This window comes from Vreelandella sp. ssv, assembly GCF_059448525.1.
In genome coordinates this window covers 1-14035 of record NZ_CM182545.1, presented here as the reverse complement: position 1 = coordinate 14035, position 14035 = coordinate 1, and the positions used below count along the sequence as shown (strand labels likewise).

The following is a 14035-nucleotide window of genomic DNA, read 5'->3' as shown; positions in this document are numbered from 1 at the left end:
TACATATGAACCCTAATGCTATCCGAAAAATTGCGATAGTCCTGATAGGACTCTGCTTTGGTTATGCCATCACGGTAATGACCCGCCTGCCTTGGTGGACACTATTTGTTGTAGCAGCCGCGTGGATTGGTGTGGGCTTGAAGTTGCGCTGGGGGCATCCTACCAACGCTCGCTACCGCAAAATGTGGCCCTGGTCGCTGTTGCCGCTAAGCCTCTGGGGTATTTATATTTATTTGGCAGATAGCTTCGGCATAGTCGATCTTGGCGCGGTGTTTTTTCACCTCCAGGCAGGTATAGCCGAGCATGGTGGGGCAGGCAAAATGCTTTCCGCGGTGCTCTATACATTGATAATGATCAGCGTACTGGCCGCCGTGACGTGGCTATCACGTCACGACCAGCGTTGGCGGTTAGCAGAACGCTTTTTTGCCATTCTGCTACTGGCGACTAACCCCCTGTTGTTTGGCCTGGGGCAGCGAAGCGCAGCCATCGTCACAGATGATGGTGCATGGCTGGATCGTCGCTATAAGACGCCTCCTACAGAGGAGCTCAGAGATGCTCCGAACTTACTTCTCTTATATCTAGAGAGCATAGAGCGTACTTACTCCAATGAGCTATTCGGGGACGCCTACGCCCATCTTAATGTGCTGGGCGAGCGAGGAGCGGTGTTTGAGGGAGTTCGCCAGATGGATAACACCGGTTGGACAATGGCGGGCATGATTGCCAGCCAATGCGGTGTGCCATTGATGCCAGCAGGACTTCTCCACGACAGCCAATTTGACCCTTTGTCTAAGGTCGTTCCAGGCGTCGATTGCCTGGGTGATATACTTTCCGCCCAGGGCTATCGGTTGAGCTATTTAGGCGGTGCCAGCACTCAGTTTGCCGGTAAAGGGCTGTTTTACCGTGGCCACCATTTCAATACGGTAAAAGGACGTGAAGAATTAGAACCACAGCTTATCGACCCCGAGTACGTAAATAGCTGGGGGCTGTATGACGACACGCTTTATGACATTACGGCAGACGAGATACGTCGCCTGAATCAAGAAGATAACGGCCCATGGGGCGTGGTTAGTCTCAACCTGGCAGGCCATGCACCGAACGGCTATCCCTCTCAATCCTGTGTGGAGCGGCAAGGCGAATTCGATGGCCAGGATATTCTCTACTCGGTGGAGTGCTCGACGTGGCTTGCCCGGGATTTAATTGAGCGTTTGGAAAGCGAGGGCCTTCTCGACAATACGTTAGTGGTCGTACTCAGCGACCACCTGACAATGCGGGTTTCCGTGTGGGATCAATTGACAGCATTAGACCGAGATAACACGCTGATTATGTTGGGGGATGGTATCGAACCCCAGCGTATTCGCCGTGATGCCACCATGGTAGATGTCTTTCCCACCCTTTTAGATGCGTTAGGCTTTCGTTTAGAAGGCAAGCGCGCCGGGCTTGGCACTTCGCTGTTCAGTGATAACAGAACATTGGTAGAAGCGCACGGCATTGAAGTACTCAACGAGCGCCTGCGGGAAGAGACGGCGCTTCAGCACCGCCTGTGGGAGGGCATCTCCCCCCAACGCCGGGAGACCGAAACACCCTCCTCTCAAGAACAAACGGTGGAAACCCCTGCCGACCTAGCCGATGAAGTTGAGCTCATCCATTAGCAATTACACTCTCACGCTGATGAAACGCATGGATCTGCTGATAAACTTGGTCAACGCTCAGATGATTAAGGCAATTGGTGTGCCCTAATGGACATATGCGCTCAAAGCAAGGTGAACAGGAGAGTGCCAGATAGTGGATCGTCGCATTATCGGTCAGCGGCGGCGTGTAGGCTGGCGATGAAGAACCGTACAGCGCATGGATGCGCACGCCCACCGCTGCGGCCACATGCATTAAGCCCGAATCGTTGGTGACCACTTGCCGACAATCGGCCAGCAAATCCACCGCATCTGCCAACTGCGTTTTACCGCATAGGTTATGGGCGTGGTAAAGGCCTTGAGTGATCTCCTCCCCCGCCTGATGGTCTTTTGCCCCACCTAACACTCGCACCTCAAACCCCTCATCCACCAGCCGCTTAGCTAAAGTATGAAAATAACTAATCGGCCACTGTTTGGCGGGGCCATACTCAGCGCCGGGCATCATCCCAATCGCCGGACGTGATGAAAGCGAGTGGACTAGGCGTAAATTGACCAAATTATCACGGTCAATCTGGAGGCGTGGTTTGGGCACCGCAAAATCACCGCTAGACGCTTCTTCAAGCGGTAGACCAAGGGATACAAAGCGCTTTACCGTTTGATCGAGAACCTGCTTGTCGAGCTTGCGACGCTCTTTGAGCAGGCCGTAACGGTGCTCACCTATAAAGCCAACACGCTCGGGTATGCGCGCCATAAAGGGCACCAGCGCCGCCTTCCACGAGCGTGGTAGCACAATGGCGCGATCAAAGCGTCCACGCAGGCGGTTGGCGAGTTCACGGCGGCTAGCCAAGCCAAACTCACCGTGGCCCACGGCCAGCGGAAGCACTTCGTCTACTTCGGGCATACGCTCTAAAATAGGCTGTGACCACGCTGGTGCGACCACGCCAATCGTTGCGTCTGGCTGGCGGGCTTTTAAGGTCATGAACAGGCTTTGTGCCATTACCATATCGCCTACCCATGAGGGGCCAATCACCAGCAAACGCTGTGCTGAGTTAGCCATTTAACCACCCCAAGTAGGCCTTGACCCCTTGAGCAACGGTTTTAAACTCCACATCACAGCCGCTCTCGCGTAACTGGCCAATATCGGCACGGGTATAGCTTTGATAGCGCCCCTTCAACTCTTCTGGAAAGGCAATGTAGTCGATCTCCCCTTTACCGTAAAAGTTGATGACAGCCTCGCCAATGGCTTTGAATGGCTCAGCGCGACCAGTGCCAAGATTGAAAATGCCAGACTGGTCAGGATGGTCTAAAAACCAGAGATTCACATCGACCACATCGCCCACATAAACGAAGTCACGGCTCTGCATACCCGCCTCATACCCGCCGTAGGCGCCGAACAGCTTCAGGGTTTCGCCATTACGAATTTGCAGATGGTTGTGATACGCCACGCTGGCCATCTTGCCCTTATGCTGCTCACGCGGGCCATACACATTGAAGTAACGAAAGCCGACGACTTGTGTCGTTAATTCGTTCCAACGCGAACGCACGTGTTGATCAAACAGCAGCTTTGAATAACCGTATACGTTGAGAGGCTTTTCACACTTTGGCACTTCTTTGAATACTTCACTGCCGCCATAGGTGGCGGCTGATGAGGCGTATAAGAAAGGGATGCCCTGCTGTTCGCAGTAATTCAGCAGCACTTTGGAGTACTCAAAGTTATTTTCCATCATATAGTGGCCATCCCATTCGGTGGTATCCGAGCAGGCGCCTTCATGGAAAATGGCATCAATGTTGGGCAGGTCGACGCTTTCGCCTTTCAGGGCAGCTTTTACCCTGGCAAGGAAATCATCTTTATCAAGATAATCCGCTAGTGTGCAGTCGGCTAAGTTGACGAATTTGGTGCCATCACGCAGATCATCAACCACCATTACATCGTTTCGACCGCGGGCGTTCAGTGCTTTAACTAAATTGGCACCAATAAAACCGGCTCCGCCTGTTACGACAATCATGCTGTTCTCCTTACCTAAAGCGGCTTGTTGGCATACGTGCCTATAACCCATCTGCCTAGGATTGTATACTTGACGCCTTATGAATTCATGGCCAACGGTGCTTTCCGCGATGAGTGTCTCGACAAACCAATCGACACCCGATGTGTCGACCTTTCAGGGCTTGATCCTTGCTCTGCAGCAGTACTGGGCAGAACAGGGCTGTGTCATCCTTCAGCCGCTCGATATGGAAGTCGGCGCAGGCACCTTCCATCCAGCGACGTTTCTGCGGGCGATAGGTCCCGAAACCTGGAACGCTGCTTATGTGCAGCCTTCACGACGCCCCACTGATGGCCGCTATGGCGAAAATCCAAATCGCCTGCAGCACTACTATCAGTTTCAGGTAGTGATGAAGCCATCGCCGAGCAACCTGCAGGATCTTTATCTTGGCTCACTTAAACGCCTCGGTCTTGATCCGCTGGTTCACGATGTGCGCTTTGTCGAAGATAACTGGGAATCCCCCACATTAGGTGCCTGGGGCCTGGGATGGGAAATCTGGCTAAACGGCATGGAAGTCACCCAGTTTACCTATTTCCAGCAGGCAGGTGGCATCGAGTGCTACCCGGTCACCGGCGAACTGACCTATGGGCTTGAGCGCATCGCCATGTACCTACAGGATGTCGACAGCGTATATGACCTCGTTTGGGCGATTGCGCCTGATGGCAGCAAAGTGACTTATGGCGATGTCTACCTGCAAAACGAGCGCGAGCAGTCAGCTTACAACTTTGAACACGCGGATGTGGACCAATTGTTTGCCGCTTTCGACCATCAGGAAAAAGAGTGTGGCAAACTGCTCGCTGCCAGCCTACCTCTGCCCGCCTATGAGCAGGTCTTAAAAGCATCTCACACGTTCAATCTGTTGGATGCCCGCCATGCTATTTCGGTCACCGAACGTCAACGCTTTATTCTCCGCGTTCGTACCATGGCCCGTGATGTAGCTACTGCCTACTTTGATTCGCGTAAAGCAGAAGGTTTCCCTATGGCGCCAGAAATACTTCGCCGCGAACTACTCGCCGATCAGGGAGACGATTAATGGCTGTTAATACGCTTTTATTAGAACTCGGAGCAGAAGAGCTACCTCCCACAGCATTAGATGCACTTTCTGATGCGTTCGCAGCGGGTATTGCTAAGGGCCTGCAAGAAGCCGATGTACCGTTTGCTCGCATTACCGCCTATGCGACGCCGCGCCGTTTAGCGGTGCAAGTGAGTGATCTGGCCGATAAACAGCCTGACCGTGACGTTGAGCGCCGGGGCCCAGCGCTGGCGGCTGCCTTTAAGGATGGCGTCGCCACCAAAGCAGCTGAAGGCTTTGCCCGCTCTTGTGGCGTGAGCGTTGAAGAGCTAATTCACTTAGAAACCGATAAAGGCACATGGTTAGGGTTTCGTGAACAGCAGCAGGGTGAATCTATTCAAGCGCTGCTTCCCGAGATTATCCGCAAATCCATCAGCACCCTCCCGGTACCTAAAAACATGCGCTGGGGTGCTTCACGGGTTGAGTTTTCTCGCCCTGTTCACTGGTTAGTGGCACTTTATGGCAGCGAAGTAGTGGCCGCAGAAGCGCTAGGTCTTCAGGCCAGTCGCACGACCTACGGTCACCGCTTCCACGCCCCGGATGCTATTCAGTTGACCCATGCTGATGAGTATGCCGCCACTTTGGAAAACGCCTACGTTTTGGTAGATCGCGAGCAGCGCCGCGAACGTATCCGCGAACAGGTATTAGCAGAAGCCGAAGTGCAGGAGGCCAATGCGGTTATCGACGAAGACCTTCTGGTAGAAGTCAGCGGCTTGGTTGAATGGCCTGTCGCCCTGACGGGTAGTTTCGATGAGCGCTTCCTGGAAGTGCCCGCCGAGTGCTTGATCTCTTCGATGAAGGCTAACCAGAAATATTTTCACCTGCTGGATGACGCCGGCAAGCTGAAACCGTTGTTCATCACCATTGCCAATATCGATAGCGCAGATCCTGACCAAGTTATTGCCGGTAATGAAAAAGTTATTCGTCCCCGCTTGGCCGATGCAGCATTTTTCTACGATACGGATCGTAAACGCACTCTTGCATCAAGAATTCCCCAGTTGGAAAGCGTGGTATTTCAGCAGCAATTGGGCACCCTGGCAGATAAAGCACGCCGCAGCACGGTGGTGGCAACCTTTATTGCTGAGCGTATCCATGGCGATGTTGCTCACGCCCAACGTGCTGTGGCACTAGCTAAATGTGACCTCGTCACCGAAATGGTGCTCGAATTCCCAGAGCTCCAAGGCATTATGGGTCGCTATTACGCCGAACAGGATGGCGAACCCACAGAAGTTGCCCAAGCGCTTGAAGAGCAGTACCTGCCGCGCTTTGCTACCGATGTGATTCCCCAAAGTGCCACAGGCAAAGCGTTAGCTCTGGCTGACCGTTTGGATACTCTGGTAGGTATCTTTGGGATTGGTCAGCGTCCTACCGGTGCAAAAGACCCTTTCGCTCTTCGTCGTGCTTCGATTGGCGTGCTCAATATTCTGGTCAAGGGCGAGCTTCATCTGGATCTACGTGAGCTACTCACTATCACCGCAGAACAGCACCAGAACCTATCTAAGGCGGATGGACTAGTTGAGGACGTACTGACGTACATGCTTGATCGCTTCCGCGCCTGGGGCCAGGAAGAAGGCATCAGCGCTGAAATGTACCTTGCCGTACGTGCACGCCCGGTTACTAACCCTCTCGACTTCGCTCGTCGCCTGCGGGCCGTTAAAGCCTTTGCCCAGCGAGATGAAGCGGCAGCCCTAGCGGCAGCTAACAAGCGTGTTTCTAATATCCTAAGCAAGCAGGAACATGATGGTAGTCAGCAGGTCGATCAAAGCTTGTTGCAGGAAGATGCAGAGCGGGCGCTGTTCGATGCTGTAACCGTCAGCCAGGCACAGGTGGCACCACTATTTGCTGCAGGCGACTACCAGCAGGCACTCGACTCACTTGCTACGCTGCGTGAGCCGGTCGACACCTTTTTTGATAAAGTAATGGTGATGGCAGATGACCCGGCTATTCAACGCAATCGATTAGCCCTTCTTGCTAGCCTTCAAGCACTATTCTTAGAAGTCGCTGATATTTCGCTGCTCCCGCAATAGTCGTCGACTAATAAGTCGTAACCCAAGCTCAACCCCTAACGGGTTGGGCTTTTTTGTTGTGGGGTGGGCCGTTTCACGTGAAACACTTTTGCTAGTTCAGGGTAATATAGCTTTCAAACTAGCGGGCAAAAAGCGTTGGACGCTGCAACGTAACAATAGGATCTTTATGCTAAGTGCCGAGAAACTGGTCATTCTGGATCGAGACGGTGTCATTAACCATGACTCCGACAACTACATCAAATCCCTAGATGAGTGGGTGCCCTACCCCTCTTCAATCAAAGCCATTGGCCGCCTGACACGCGCAGGCTACACCGTCGCCGTCGCAACGAACCAATCGGGTATTACCCGCGGCTATTATGATGAAGCAACCCTACATGCCATGCATGATCACTTAATCACGTTAGTTGAAGCGGAAGGTGGTCGCATTGCTCAGATTGCCTACTGTCCCCATGGACCTGACGATAAGTGCCAATGCCGTAAGCCACTTCCTGGCATGTTGCTAAAAATCCAGCACCAGCTTGGATTAGAAACCCTAGCAGGCAGCTGGATGGTGGGTGACAGTTTGCGAGATCTACAGGCAGGTGAGTCCGTAGGTTGCAAAACTGCACTAGTCAGAACAGGCAAAGGGATCAAAACAGAACAAAAAGGCGCTGGCCTTGAAAGTGCCCAGGTCTACGATGATTTATCTCAATTTGTTGAATGGCTAATCACTTCAAAGCAGTAACACAAACTCGCTATCACATACTTGAACACTTCTCGACCATGTTCCTGCTTTCCTCTTCGAATAAAAAAAGCGCCGCAAGTCTACTTGCGGCGCTTTCTGTTAATCCCCGTCACTATGTTTCACGTGAAACATAGTGCGCTAGTAGCAAAACCCTTTAGACATCCAGGTTGGCTACCAGAGCATTGGTCTCGATGAAGTCACGACGTGGCTCAACATCATCACCCATCAAGGTATTGAACATCATATCTGCACCCACCGCATCTTCGATCGTAACGCGAAGCATACGACGGCTATCAGGATCCATGGTGGTATCCCAAAGTTGGTCAGGGTTCATTTCACCCAGCCCCTTATAGCGCTGAACGGATAGGCCACGCTGCCCTTCTTGCATCAGCCATGCCAGTACTTCGGAAAAGTGGGACACTGGTTTTTGACGTTCGCCCCGGGCAATAAACGCGCCCTCTTCAAGTAAGCCATCCAGGGTTTCGCCCAGCTCGGCGATGCCCCGATAGTCAGCGCTTTCAAAGAAGTCGAGTCCCCATGAGTACTCAGTGGTCACACCATGAGCCACCAGCGATACGGTTGGTAAGAAAAGACCACGCTCAGAATCTTCTTTAAGGTGGAAGTGATAACGCGGGCCACCTTCATAGGCAACCATGTCATCCATGGTTTTCTGGATTTCATCAATCCAGTTCTGCATGGTCACGCGATCTTTCAGACTTTCTTCGCCTTTAAGCGCGGAAGTATGAATGATCTGCTTGAGCACTTCATTGGGGTAAACTCGTGACAAGCGGTCAATCCGTTTCATGACGTTACGGTATTGGTTTACCAGCGTTTCTAACTGAGAACCCGAGATGCCTGGTGCGTTGGCATTAACGTGCAGTCCAGCGCCGTCCAGGGCCGTGGTGGTTAAATAATCCACCATCGCTTGCTCATCTTTCAGGTAGAGCTCTTGCTTACCGCGTTTGATTTTATACAGCGGCGGCTGGGCAATGAAAATATGGCCACGCTCAATCAGTTCCGGCATTTGACGGAAAAAGAACGTTAGCAGGAGTGTACGGATATGCGAGCCATCCACGTCCGCATCGGTCATGATAATGACGGAGTGATAACGCAGCTTATCGGGGTTGAACTCTTCACGGCCAATGCCGCAGCCAAGTGCAGTGATCAACGTGCCCACTTCAGCTGAAGAAAGCATTTTATCAAAACGCGCTTTTTCAACGTTCAGAATTTTACCCTTGAGCGGCAAAATAGCCTGGGTACGCCGGTCACGACCCTGCTTGGCACTCCCCCCTGCCGAATCACCCTCCACCAAGTAGAGTTCAGACTGGCTGGGATCTTTTTCCTGGCAATCGGCAAGCTTGCCCGGCAAACCTGCAATATCCAAAGCACCTTTACGGCGTGTCATATCACGCGCTTTACGTGCCGCTTCACGGGCACGCGCAGCATCAAGCATTTTATTAACGATCGCTTTAGCTTCGTTAGGCTTTTCAATCAGATACTCGGAGAAAAGGCGGCTCATTTCCTGCTCAACGGCCGTCTTGACTTCACTCGATACAAGCTTATCTTTCGTTTGAGACGAGAACTTAGGATCTGGCACTTTGACCGAAATAATAGCGGTTAAGCCCTCACGAGCATCGTCACCCGTGGTATTGACTTTGGCTTTTTTCAGCAGGTTTTCCGCTTCAATATAGTTATTGAGCGTACGGGTCAGGCCTGCGCGGAAGCCCGCTAAATGCGCACCACCGTCTCGCTGTGGAATATTATTGGTGTAGCAGAAGATATTCTCAGTGAAGGCTTCACTCCACTGCATGGCCACCTCAACTTCAACGCCATCTTCGCGGATAGCATTAAAGTGGAACACCGGGTTAATGACACTTTTATTGGTGTTCAGGTGATCAACAAAGGCTTTTAAGCCACCTTCGTAGTGAAACAGCTCTTCCTTACCACTACGCTCATCCAACAATCGTATGGCAACACCAGAATTCAAGAAAGAGAGTTCACGTAGCCGTTTAGCTAAAATATCGAAATGAAATTCGATATTTCCAAACGTTTCTGGCGAGGGGCGGAAATGCACACGCGTTCCGCTTTTTTCGGTTTTACCCACAACGCCTAATGGAGCCTGAGGCACGCCGTGGTGATACATCTGCTCAAAGACCTCACCCTGGCGCCAAATCGTCAATCGTAGCTCAGCAGAGAGTGCATTGACGACAGAGACACCTACACCGTGGAGCCCACCGGATACTTTGTAGGAGTTGTCATCAAATTTACCGCCTGCGTGCAGTACCGTCATGATAACTTCAGCAGCAGACACCCCTTCCCCCTCGTGGAGTTCAGTAGGTACGCCGCGACCATTATCACTAACAGTGACCGACTCATCCGGGTGGATAACAACGCGAATTTCGCTGCAATGCCCAGCCAACGCTTCGTCGATGGAGTTATCCACCAATTCGAAGACCATGTGGTGCAGCCCAGTACCGTCGTCGGTGTCACCAATATACATACCCGGACGCTTACGTACTGCGTCCAGACCCTTGAGCACCTTGATGCTTGATGAATCGTAAGCCTGCTCGCTCATTGACCACTCCGTCGTGAAGTCTGTCTCATTCCGTATCGTCTTACCCTACCTGCCCGCTCGGCTAATCAGCTTTTCCGAGCTAGCAACTGCACTAACAATTTGGCTCTAGCTGTCTTGCACTAAATGGCTTAGCCCGTGGTCAAGATGTTTCACGTGAAACATCTTGACCGACGTATTAGTGCGCCAAGTATTTCTTAGCGCAGTGGGTTCGACGCTGGTAATAAATGCTTGGCATTGCATATCTTCCAGTAATTCGCAAAACTGATGACGGTTTTGCTCATCGAGTTCGGCTGGCAAATCATCAATAAGATAAATACAGTGCCGCTGTGCCGTTCTTTCCAGAAACCGCCCTTGGGCGAGTTTTAAGGCGCTCACCACTAACTTTTGCTGGCCTCTGGAAAGCACTTCTACCGCAAGCTGCTTATTCACTCTAATACGTAAATCTGCACGCTGTGGGCCTTGCTGAGTGAACCCCATTTGCTGATCAGTCGATCGGCTATCATACAATACTGCTGAAAGTGACCGTTCTTTATCCCAACCCCGAGCGTAATGTAGCGACAAACCCGGCAATGGCAGTAACACCCTAAGTGTCTCTTCAAATACAGGCAAAAAATCACTAAACCAAGCGCGACGCAATATATCCATCTGCTCGCCCCAATTGGCCAGCTCCTGCTCCCAAACGACTATCTCTTGAGCCTGTATTCTACCACGCCTGAGCAGTGCATTCCGATGTTTCAACGCACGCCGCGTTCGCCTCCAAATTCCTAAAAAATCATGTTTCACGTGAAACACCCCCCAATCAAGAAACTCACGGCGACCGGCTGGGGAGCCTTCTAGTAATCGAAAGGCATCTGGGTTAATTAATTGAAGCGGCATAGCTTCAACAAGCTCTGCCAACCGAGCATTCTTATCCCCTTTTAACCGCAGCTCAAGCTCCCTCTGAGCACGCAAGCGACGTACGCCTAGGGTGACTTCAGGATTACCACTCAAACGCCCGTACAGCGTCATATACGGCTCATCTGCCTGGATCACGTGCTTTAACTGGCGGGTACGAAATGAGCGCCCCATCCCCAAAATATGCACACCTTCAAGAAGGCTGGTTTTACCGCTGCCATTAACACCACTAATTACGTTAATGCGAGAAGAGGGAGACATTTCGACAGGCTGTAAGTTGCGCAAACCCTGGAAGTTAAGCAGTGTCAGGCTCATCCTATTATCACCACTTAAAAGAGTTCAAAAAAATGGAGCATCGTTCCAAACGCGTTAGCGGCGTCTCTGTTCCCAGAAACGCCGCTAAGGTAGCGAGGCTTATATATAAACTGTGGCAAAGGAAAACCGTTTATAGACGCATAGGCATAACAACGTAAAGTGCATCCCCGCCGCCAGGCTCTTCTAGCAGAGCACTACTATTAGGATCAGCCAGCGTAATCTGCACTCGCTCTTCGTTAAGCACCGTAAGTACATCAACCAAGTAGCCAACGTTAAAACCCACTTCCATTGAACCACCGTTATACTCAACGGCGATATTCTCTTCTGCTTCTTCCTGCTCTGGATTGTTGGCCATTACTTTAAGGTTATTCTCCTCAAGGTAAAGACGCACACCGCGATACTTTTCATTAGAGAGGATGGCCGTACGTGAAAGCACTTGGCGCAGCTCAGCGCGCTCGGCAATCAGTACTTTATCCCCATTGCGCGGCACAACACGCTCATAGTCAGGAAACTTACCGTCGATTAACTTGGAGGTAAACGTAAAATCGCCTGTGTGGGCTCGCACATGGCTTGAACCCAACGTTAGGCTGACGGGTTCATCGCTGTCATCCAGCAAGCGGGACAGTTCAAGGATACCCTTACGCGGGACGATCAGCTTTTGAGACTGGCTAACAGAGACGTCGATGGGCCGCGAGCACATCGCCAAACGGTGCCCATCAGTGGCGACCGTGCGCAGTAAATTGCTTTGAATTTCCAGCAGCATACCATTGAGGTAATAGCGTACATCCTGCTGCGCCATGGCAAACGAGGTCGCTTCAATCAGGTGCTTTAGCGTACCGCGGGGCACGCTAATTTCCTGACTGCCGTCCGCATCTTCAATATTGGGAAACTCGGCAACCGGTAGTGTCGACAGGGTAAAGCGTGAACGGCCACTGCGCAGCACTGCCCGCCCCTCTTCAACCGCAAGCTGAATGTCTGACTGGTCAGGCAATGACTTACAAATATCCATCAACTTGCGCGCGGGCACTGTCGCGGACCCCGCCTGATCGACTTGACTGGCCACGGTACGGCCAACGAGCTCGACTTCTAAATCAGTACCGGTGAGCGAGACCTGGTCACCCTCAACCTGAATCAATACATTTGACAGTACAGGTAATGTTTGGCGGCGCTCGACCACACCTGCGACCAGAGTCAGCGGACGTAATAGCGCCTCTCGGGAAATCGAAAATTTCATCAATACTCCGGTTCTATATCCTGAAAGACCTGCGCATAACAGGCCCGTCCCATAGGGTGATTAACTGGTCAACAGGCGCAGCAGATTCTTGTAATCCTCACGAATATCCGCGCTCTCTTCCTGCAACGATTTAACTTTTCGACAAGCATGCAACACCGTTGTGTGGTCACGGCCACCAAAGGCATCGCCAATCTCAGGTAAGCTGTGATTGGTGAGTTCTTTAGCAAGTGCCATCGCGACTTGACGAGGGCGAGCAACCGAGCGTGAACGACGCTTGGAAAGTAAGTCTGCCACCTTAATTTTGTAATATTCTGCGACCGTGCGCTGAATATTATCAACACCTACCTGTTTATCCTGAAGAGCCAATAGGTCTTTCAGCGACTCACGAATAAAGTCTTGGGTAATTGTTTTACCCATGAAGTGCGAATCAGCGATCACTTTTTTCAACGCGCCTTCCAATTCACGCACGTTGGAACGAATCTTCTGAGCAATAAAGAAAGCCGCATCGTGAGGCAAATCGACCTTCGCCTGGTCGGCCTTTTTCATCAAGATGGCCACACGGGTTTCAAGTTCCGGCGGCTCTATCGCGACCGTGAGCCCCCAACCAAAGCGTGATTTAAGGCGCTCCTCTACCCCACTGATCTCTTTAGGATAGCGATCAGAGGTAAGAATCATTTGCTGACCACCCTCTAATAGTGCGTTAAAGGTGTGGAAAAACTCTTCTTGCGAACGCTCTTTGCCAGCGAAAAACTGAATATCATCAATAAGTAATGCATCAACACTGCGATAAAAGCGCTTGAAATCGTTAATCGCATTGAGCTGTAACGCCTTGACCATATCGGCGACAAAACGCTCTGAGTGCAGATAGACCACGCGGGCGTTTTCGCGCCGCGTTGCCAGGGCATTACCCACGGCGTGCATCAAGTGAGTTTTACCAAGGCCCACGCCGCCGTATAAAAACAGCGGGTTATAAGCGCCGCCGGGGTTTTCAGACACCTGACGGGAGGCGGCGCGCGCCAATTGGTTTGATTTACCTTCAACAAAGGTATCAAAGGTAAAATTCGGGTTAAGGCCACTGCCGTGTTTCAGACTACCTTCTACCTGTACCTGACGTTCATTGTTGCGCCGACTTGGTGCTTCATCACGCAGCCTATCTATTTCACGCTCATCGGCAATATCACCCCGGGGGGGGGTATGAACAGCGGGTGCCGAAGGGCGCGATGGAGAGGCCGATACGGGATTTCCCAAGTCGCGATGCTGAGGTGCCTGCGTTGCCAAACGGCGGCTACCGACCGTCAAACTCACTTTCGGGGGTTTTGCCGGCGAGAGCTCACGCATCAGCTCACTGATCCGCTTGGCATACTTATCACTCACCCAATCGCGCACAAAACGATTCGGCGCTAATAAGCGCAGCTCGTTGGACTCTCCTTCTTCTGCCTGCAGTGGGCGTATCCAGGTATTGAACTGCTGTGAATTCAGCTCATCCTGCAGGTTGTCCAGGCACTGTTGCCAAAGCGTCAGTGACAC

General features: G+C 51.9%; 10 protein-coding genes. 4 read left to right on the top strand and 6 right to left on the bottom strand.

The features are described 5' to 3' along the window. Nucleotides 1-5 precede the first annotated feature (5 nt). Nucleotides 6-1649 carry a sulfatase-like hydrolase/transferase gene (locus tag AC5TBW_RS00050; protein ID WP_495510170.1) on the top strand — a complete coding sequence of 548 codons (1644 nt, stop codon included), beginning with the start codon at nt 6-8 and terminating at the stop codon, nt 1647-1649. Here the strand turns inward: AC5TBW_RS00050 and waaF are convergent. Both waaF and rfaD read right to left on the bottom strand, forming a co-directional pair. Then, complete coding sequence (gene waaF / locus AC5TBW_RS00045) at nt 1639-2682, bottom strand: lipopolysaccharide heptosyltransferase II (RefSeq protein WP_495510169.1); 1044 nt, start codon at nt 2680-2682, stop codon at nt 1639-1641. The two genes, AC5TBW_RS00050 and waaF, sit on opposite strands and share 11 nt — an antisense overlap. After that, on the bottom strand, nt 2675-3631 hold the full coding sequence (gene rfaD / locus AC5TBW_RS00040) for an ADP-glyceromanno-heptose 6-epimerase (protein WP_495510168.1): 957 nt from the start codon (nt 3629-3631) through the stop codon (nt 2675-2677). The genes waaF and rfaD overlap by 8 nt, the downstream gene beginning before the upstream one ends. Before the next feature lie 109 nt (nt 3632-3740). On the opposite strand from rfaD, the gene glyQ reads away from it, so the two are divergent. The 3 genes from glyQ (at nt 3741) to gmhB (ending at nt 7490) form a co-directional block, all read left to right on the top strand. Then, nucleotides 3741-4700 carry a glycine--tRNA ligase subunit alpha gene (glyQ, locus tag AC5TBW_RS00035; RefSeq protein WP_495510167.1) on the top strand — a complete coding sequence of 320 codons (960 nt, stop codon included), beginning with the start codon at nt 3741-3743 and terminating at the stop codon, nt 4698-4700. Further along, complete coding sequence (gene glyS / locus AC5TBW_RS00030; protein WP_495510166.1) at nt 4700-6766, top strand: glycine--tRNA ligase subunit beta; 2067 nt, start codon at nt 4700-4702, stop codon at nt 6764-6766. The genes glyQ and glyS overlap by 1 nt, the downstream gene beginning before the upstream one ends. 106 nt (nt 6767-6872) lie before the next feature. After that, nucleotides 6873-7490 (top strand): D-glycero-beta-D-manno-heptose 1,7-bisphosphate 7-phosphatase, encoded by a 618-nt coding sequence (gene gmhB, locus AC5TBW_RS00025; protein WP_495511997.1) that lies wholly within the window; start codon nt 6873-6875, stop codon nt 7488-7490. A 154-nt stretch (nt 7491-7644) separates the two neighbouring features. On the opposite strand, the gene gyrB is transcribed toward gmhB, so the two are convergent. The 4 genes from gyrB to dnaA all read right to left on the bottom strand — a co-directional run bounded on the left by gyrB (nt 7645) and on the right by dnaA (nt 14035). Then, nucleotides 7645-10065 carry a DNA topoisomerase (ATP-hydrolyzing) subunit B gene (gene gyrB / locus AC5TBW_RS00020; protein WP_495510165.1) on the bottom strand — a complete coding sequence of 807 codons (2421 nt, stop codon included), beginning with the start codon at nt 10063-10065 and terminating at the stop codon, nt 7645-7647. 105 nt (nt 10066-10170) lie between these two features. Then, nucleotides 10171-11274, bottom strand: a complete 1104-nt coding sequence (gene recF, locus AC5TBW_RS00015) for a DNA replication/repair protein RecF (protein ID WP_495510164.1) — start codon at nt 11272-11274, stop codon at nt 10171-10173. A gap of 130 nt (nt 11275-11404) precedes the next feature. Then, a complete protein-coding gene (gene dnaN, locus AC5TBW_RS00010) occupies nt 11405-12508 on the bottom strand; it encodes a DNA polymerase III subunit beta (protein WP_495510163.1) in 1104 nt (367 codons plus the stop codon). Between the two features lie 60 nt (nt 12509-12568). Further along, nucleotides 12569-14035 carry a chromosomal replication initiator protein DnaA gene (gene dnaA / locus AC5TBW_RS00005; protein ID WP_495510162.1) on the bottom strand — a complete coding sequence of 489 codons (1467 nt, stop codon included), beginning with the start codon at nt 14033-14035 and terminating at the stop codon, nt 12569-12571.

Bases quoted from the DNA above. Each gene is read 5' to 3' on its own strand.
- gyrB (WP_495510165.1), bottom strand. From the start codon at position 10,065: ATGAGCGAGCAGGCTTACGATTCATCAAGCATCAAGGTGCTCAAGGGT.
- dnaN (WP_495510163.1), bottom strand. From the start codon at position 12,508: ATGAAATTTTCGATTTCCCGAGAGGCGCTATTACGTCCGCTGACTCTG.
- rfaD (WP_495510168.1), bottom strand. From the start codon at position 3,631: ATGATTGTCGTAACAGGCGGAGCCGGTTTTATTGGTGCCAATTTAGTT.
- recF (WP_495510164.1), bottom strand. From the start codon at position 11,274: ATGAGCCTGACACTGCTTAACTTCCAGGGTTTGCGCAACTTACAGCCT.
- AC5TBW_RS00050 (WP_495510170.1), top strand. From the start codon at position 6: ATGAACCCTAATGCTATCCGAAAAATTGCGATAGTCCTGATAGGACTC.
- waaF (WP_495510169.1), bottom strand. From the start codon at position 2,682: ATGGCTAACTCAGCACAGCGTTTGCTGGTGATTGGCCCCTCATGGGTA.
- glyQ (WP_495510167.1), top strand. From the start codon at position 3,741: ATGAGTGTCTCGACAAACCAATCGACACCCGATGTGTCGACCTTTCAG.
- glyS (WP_495510166.1), top strand. From the start codon at position 4,700: ATGGCTGTTAATACGCTTTTATTAGAACTCGGAGCAGAAGAGCTACCT.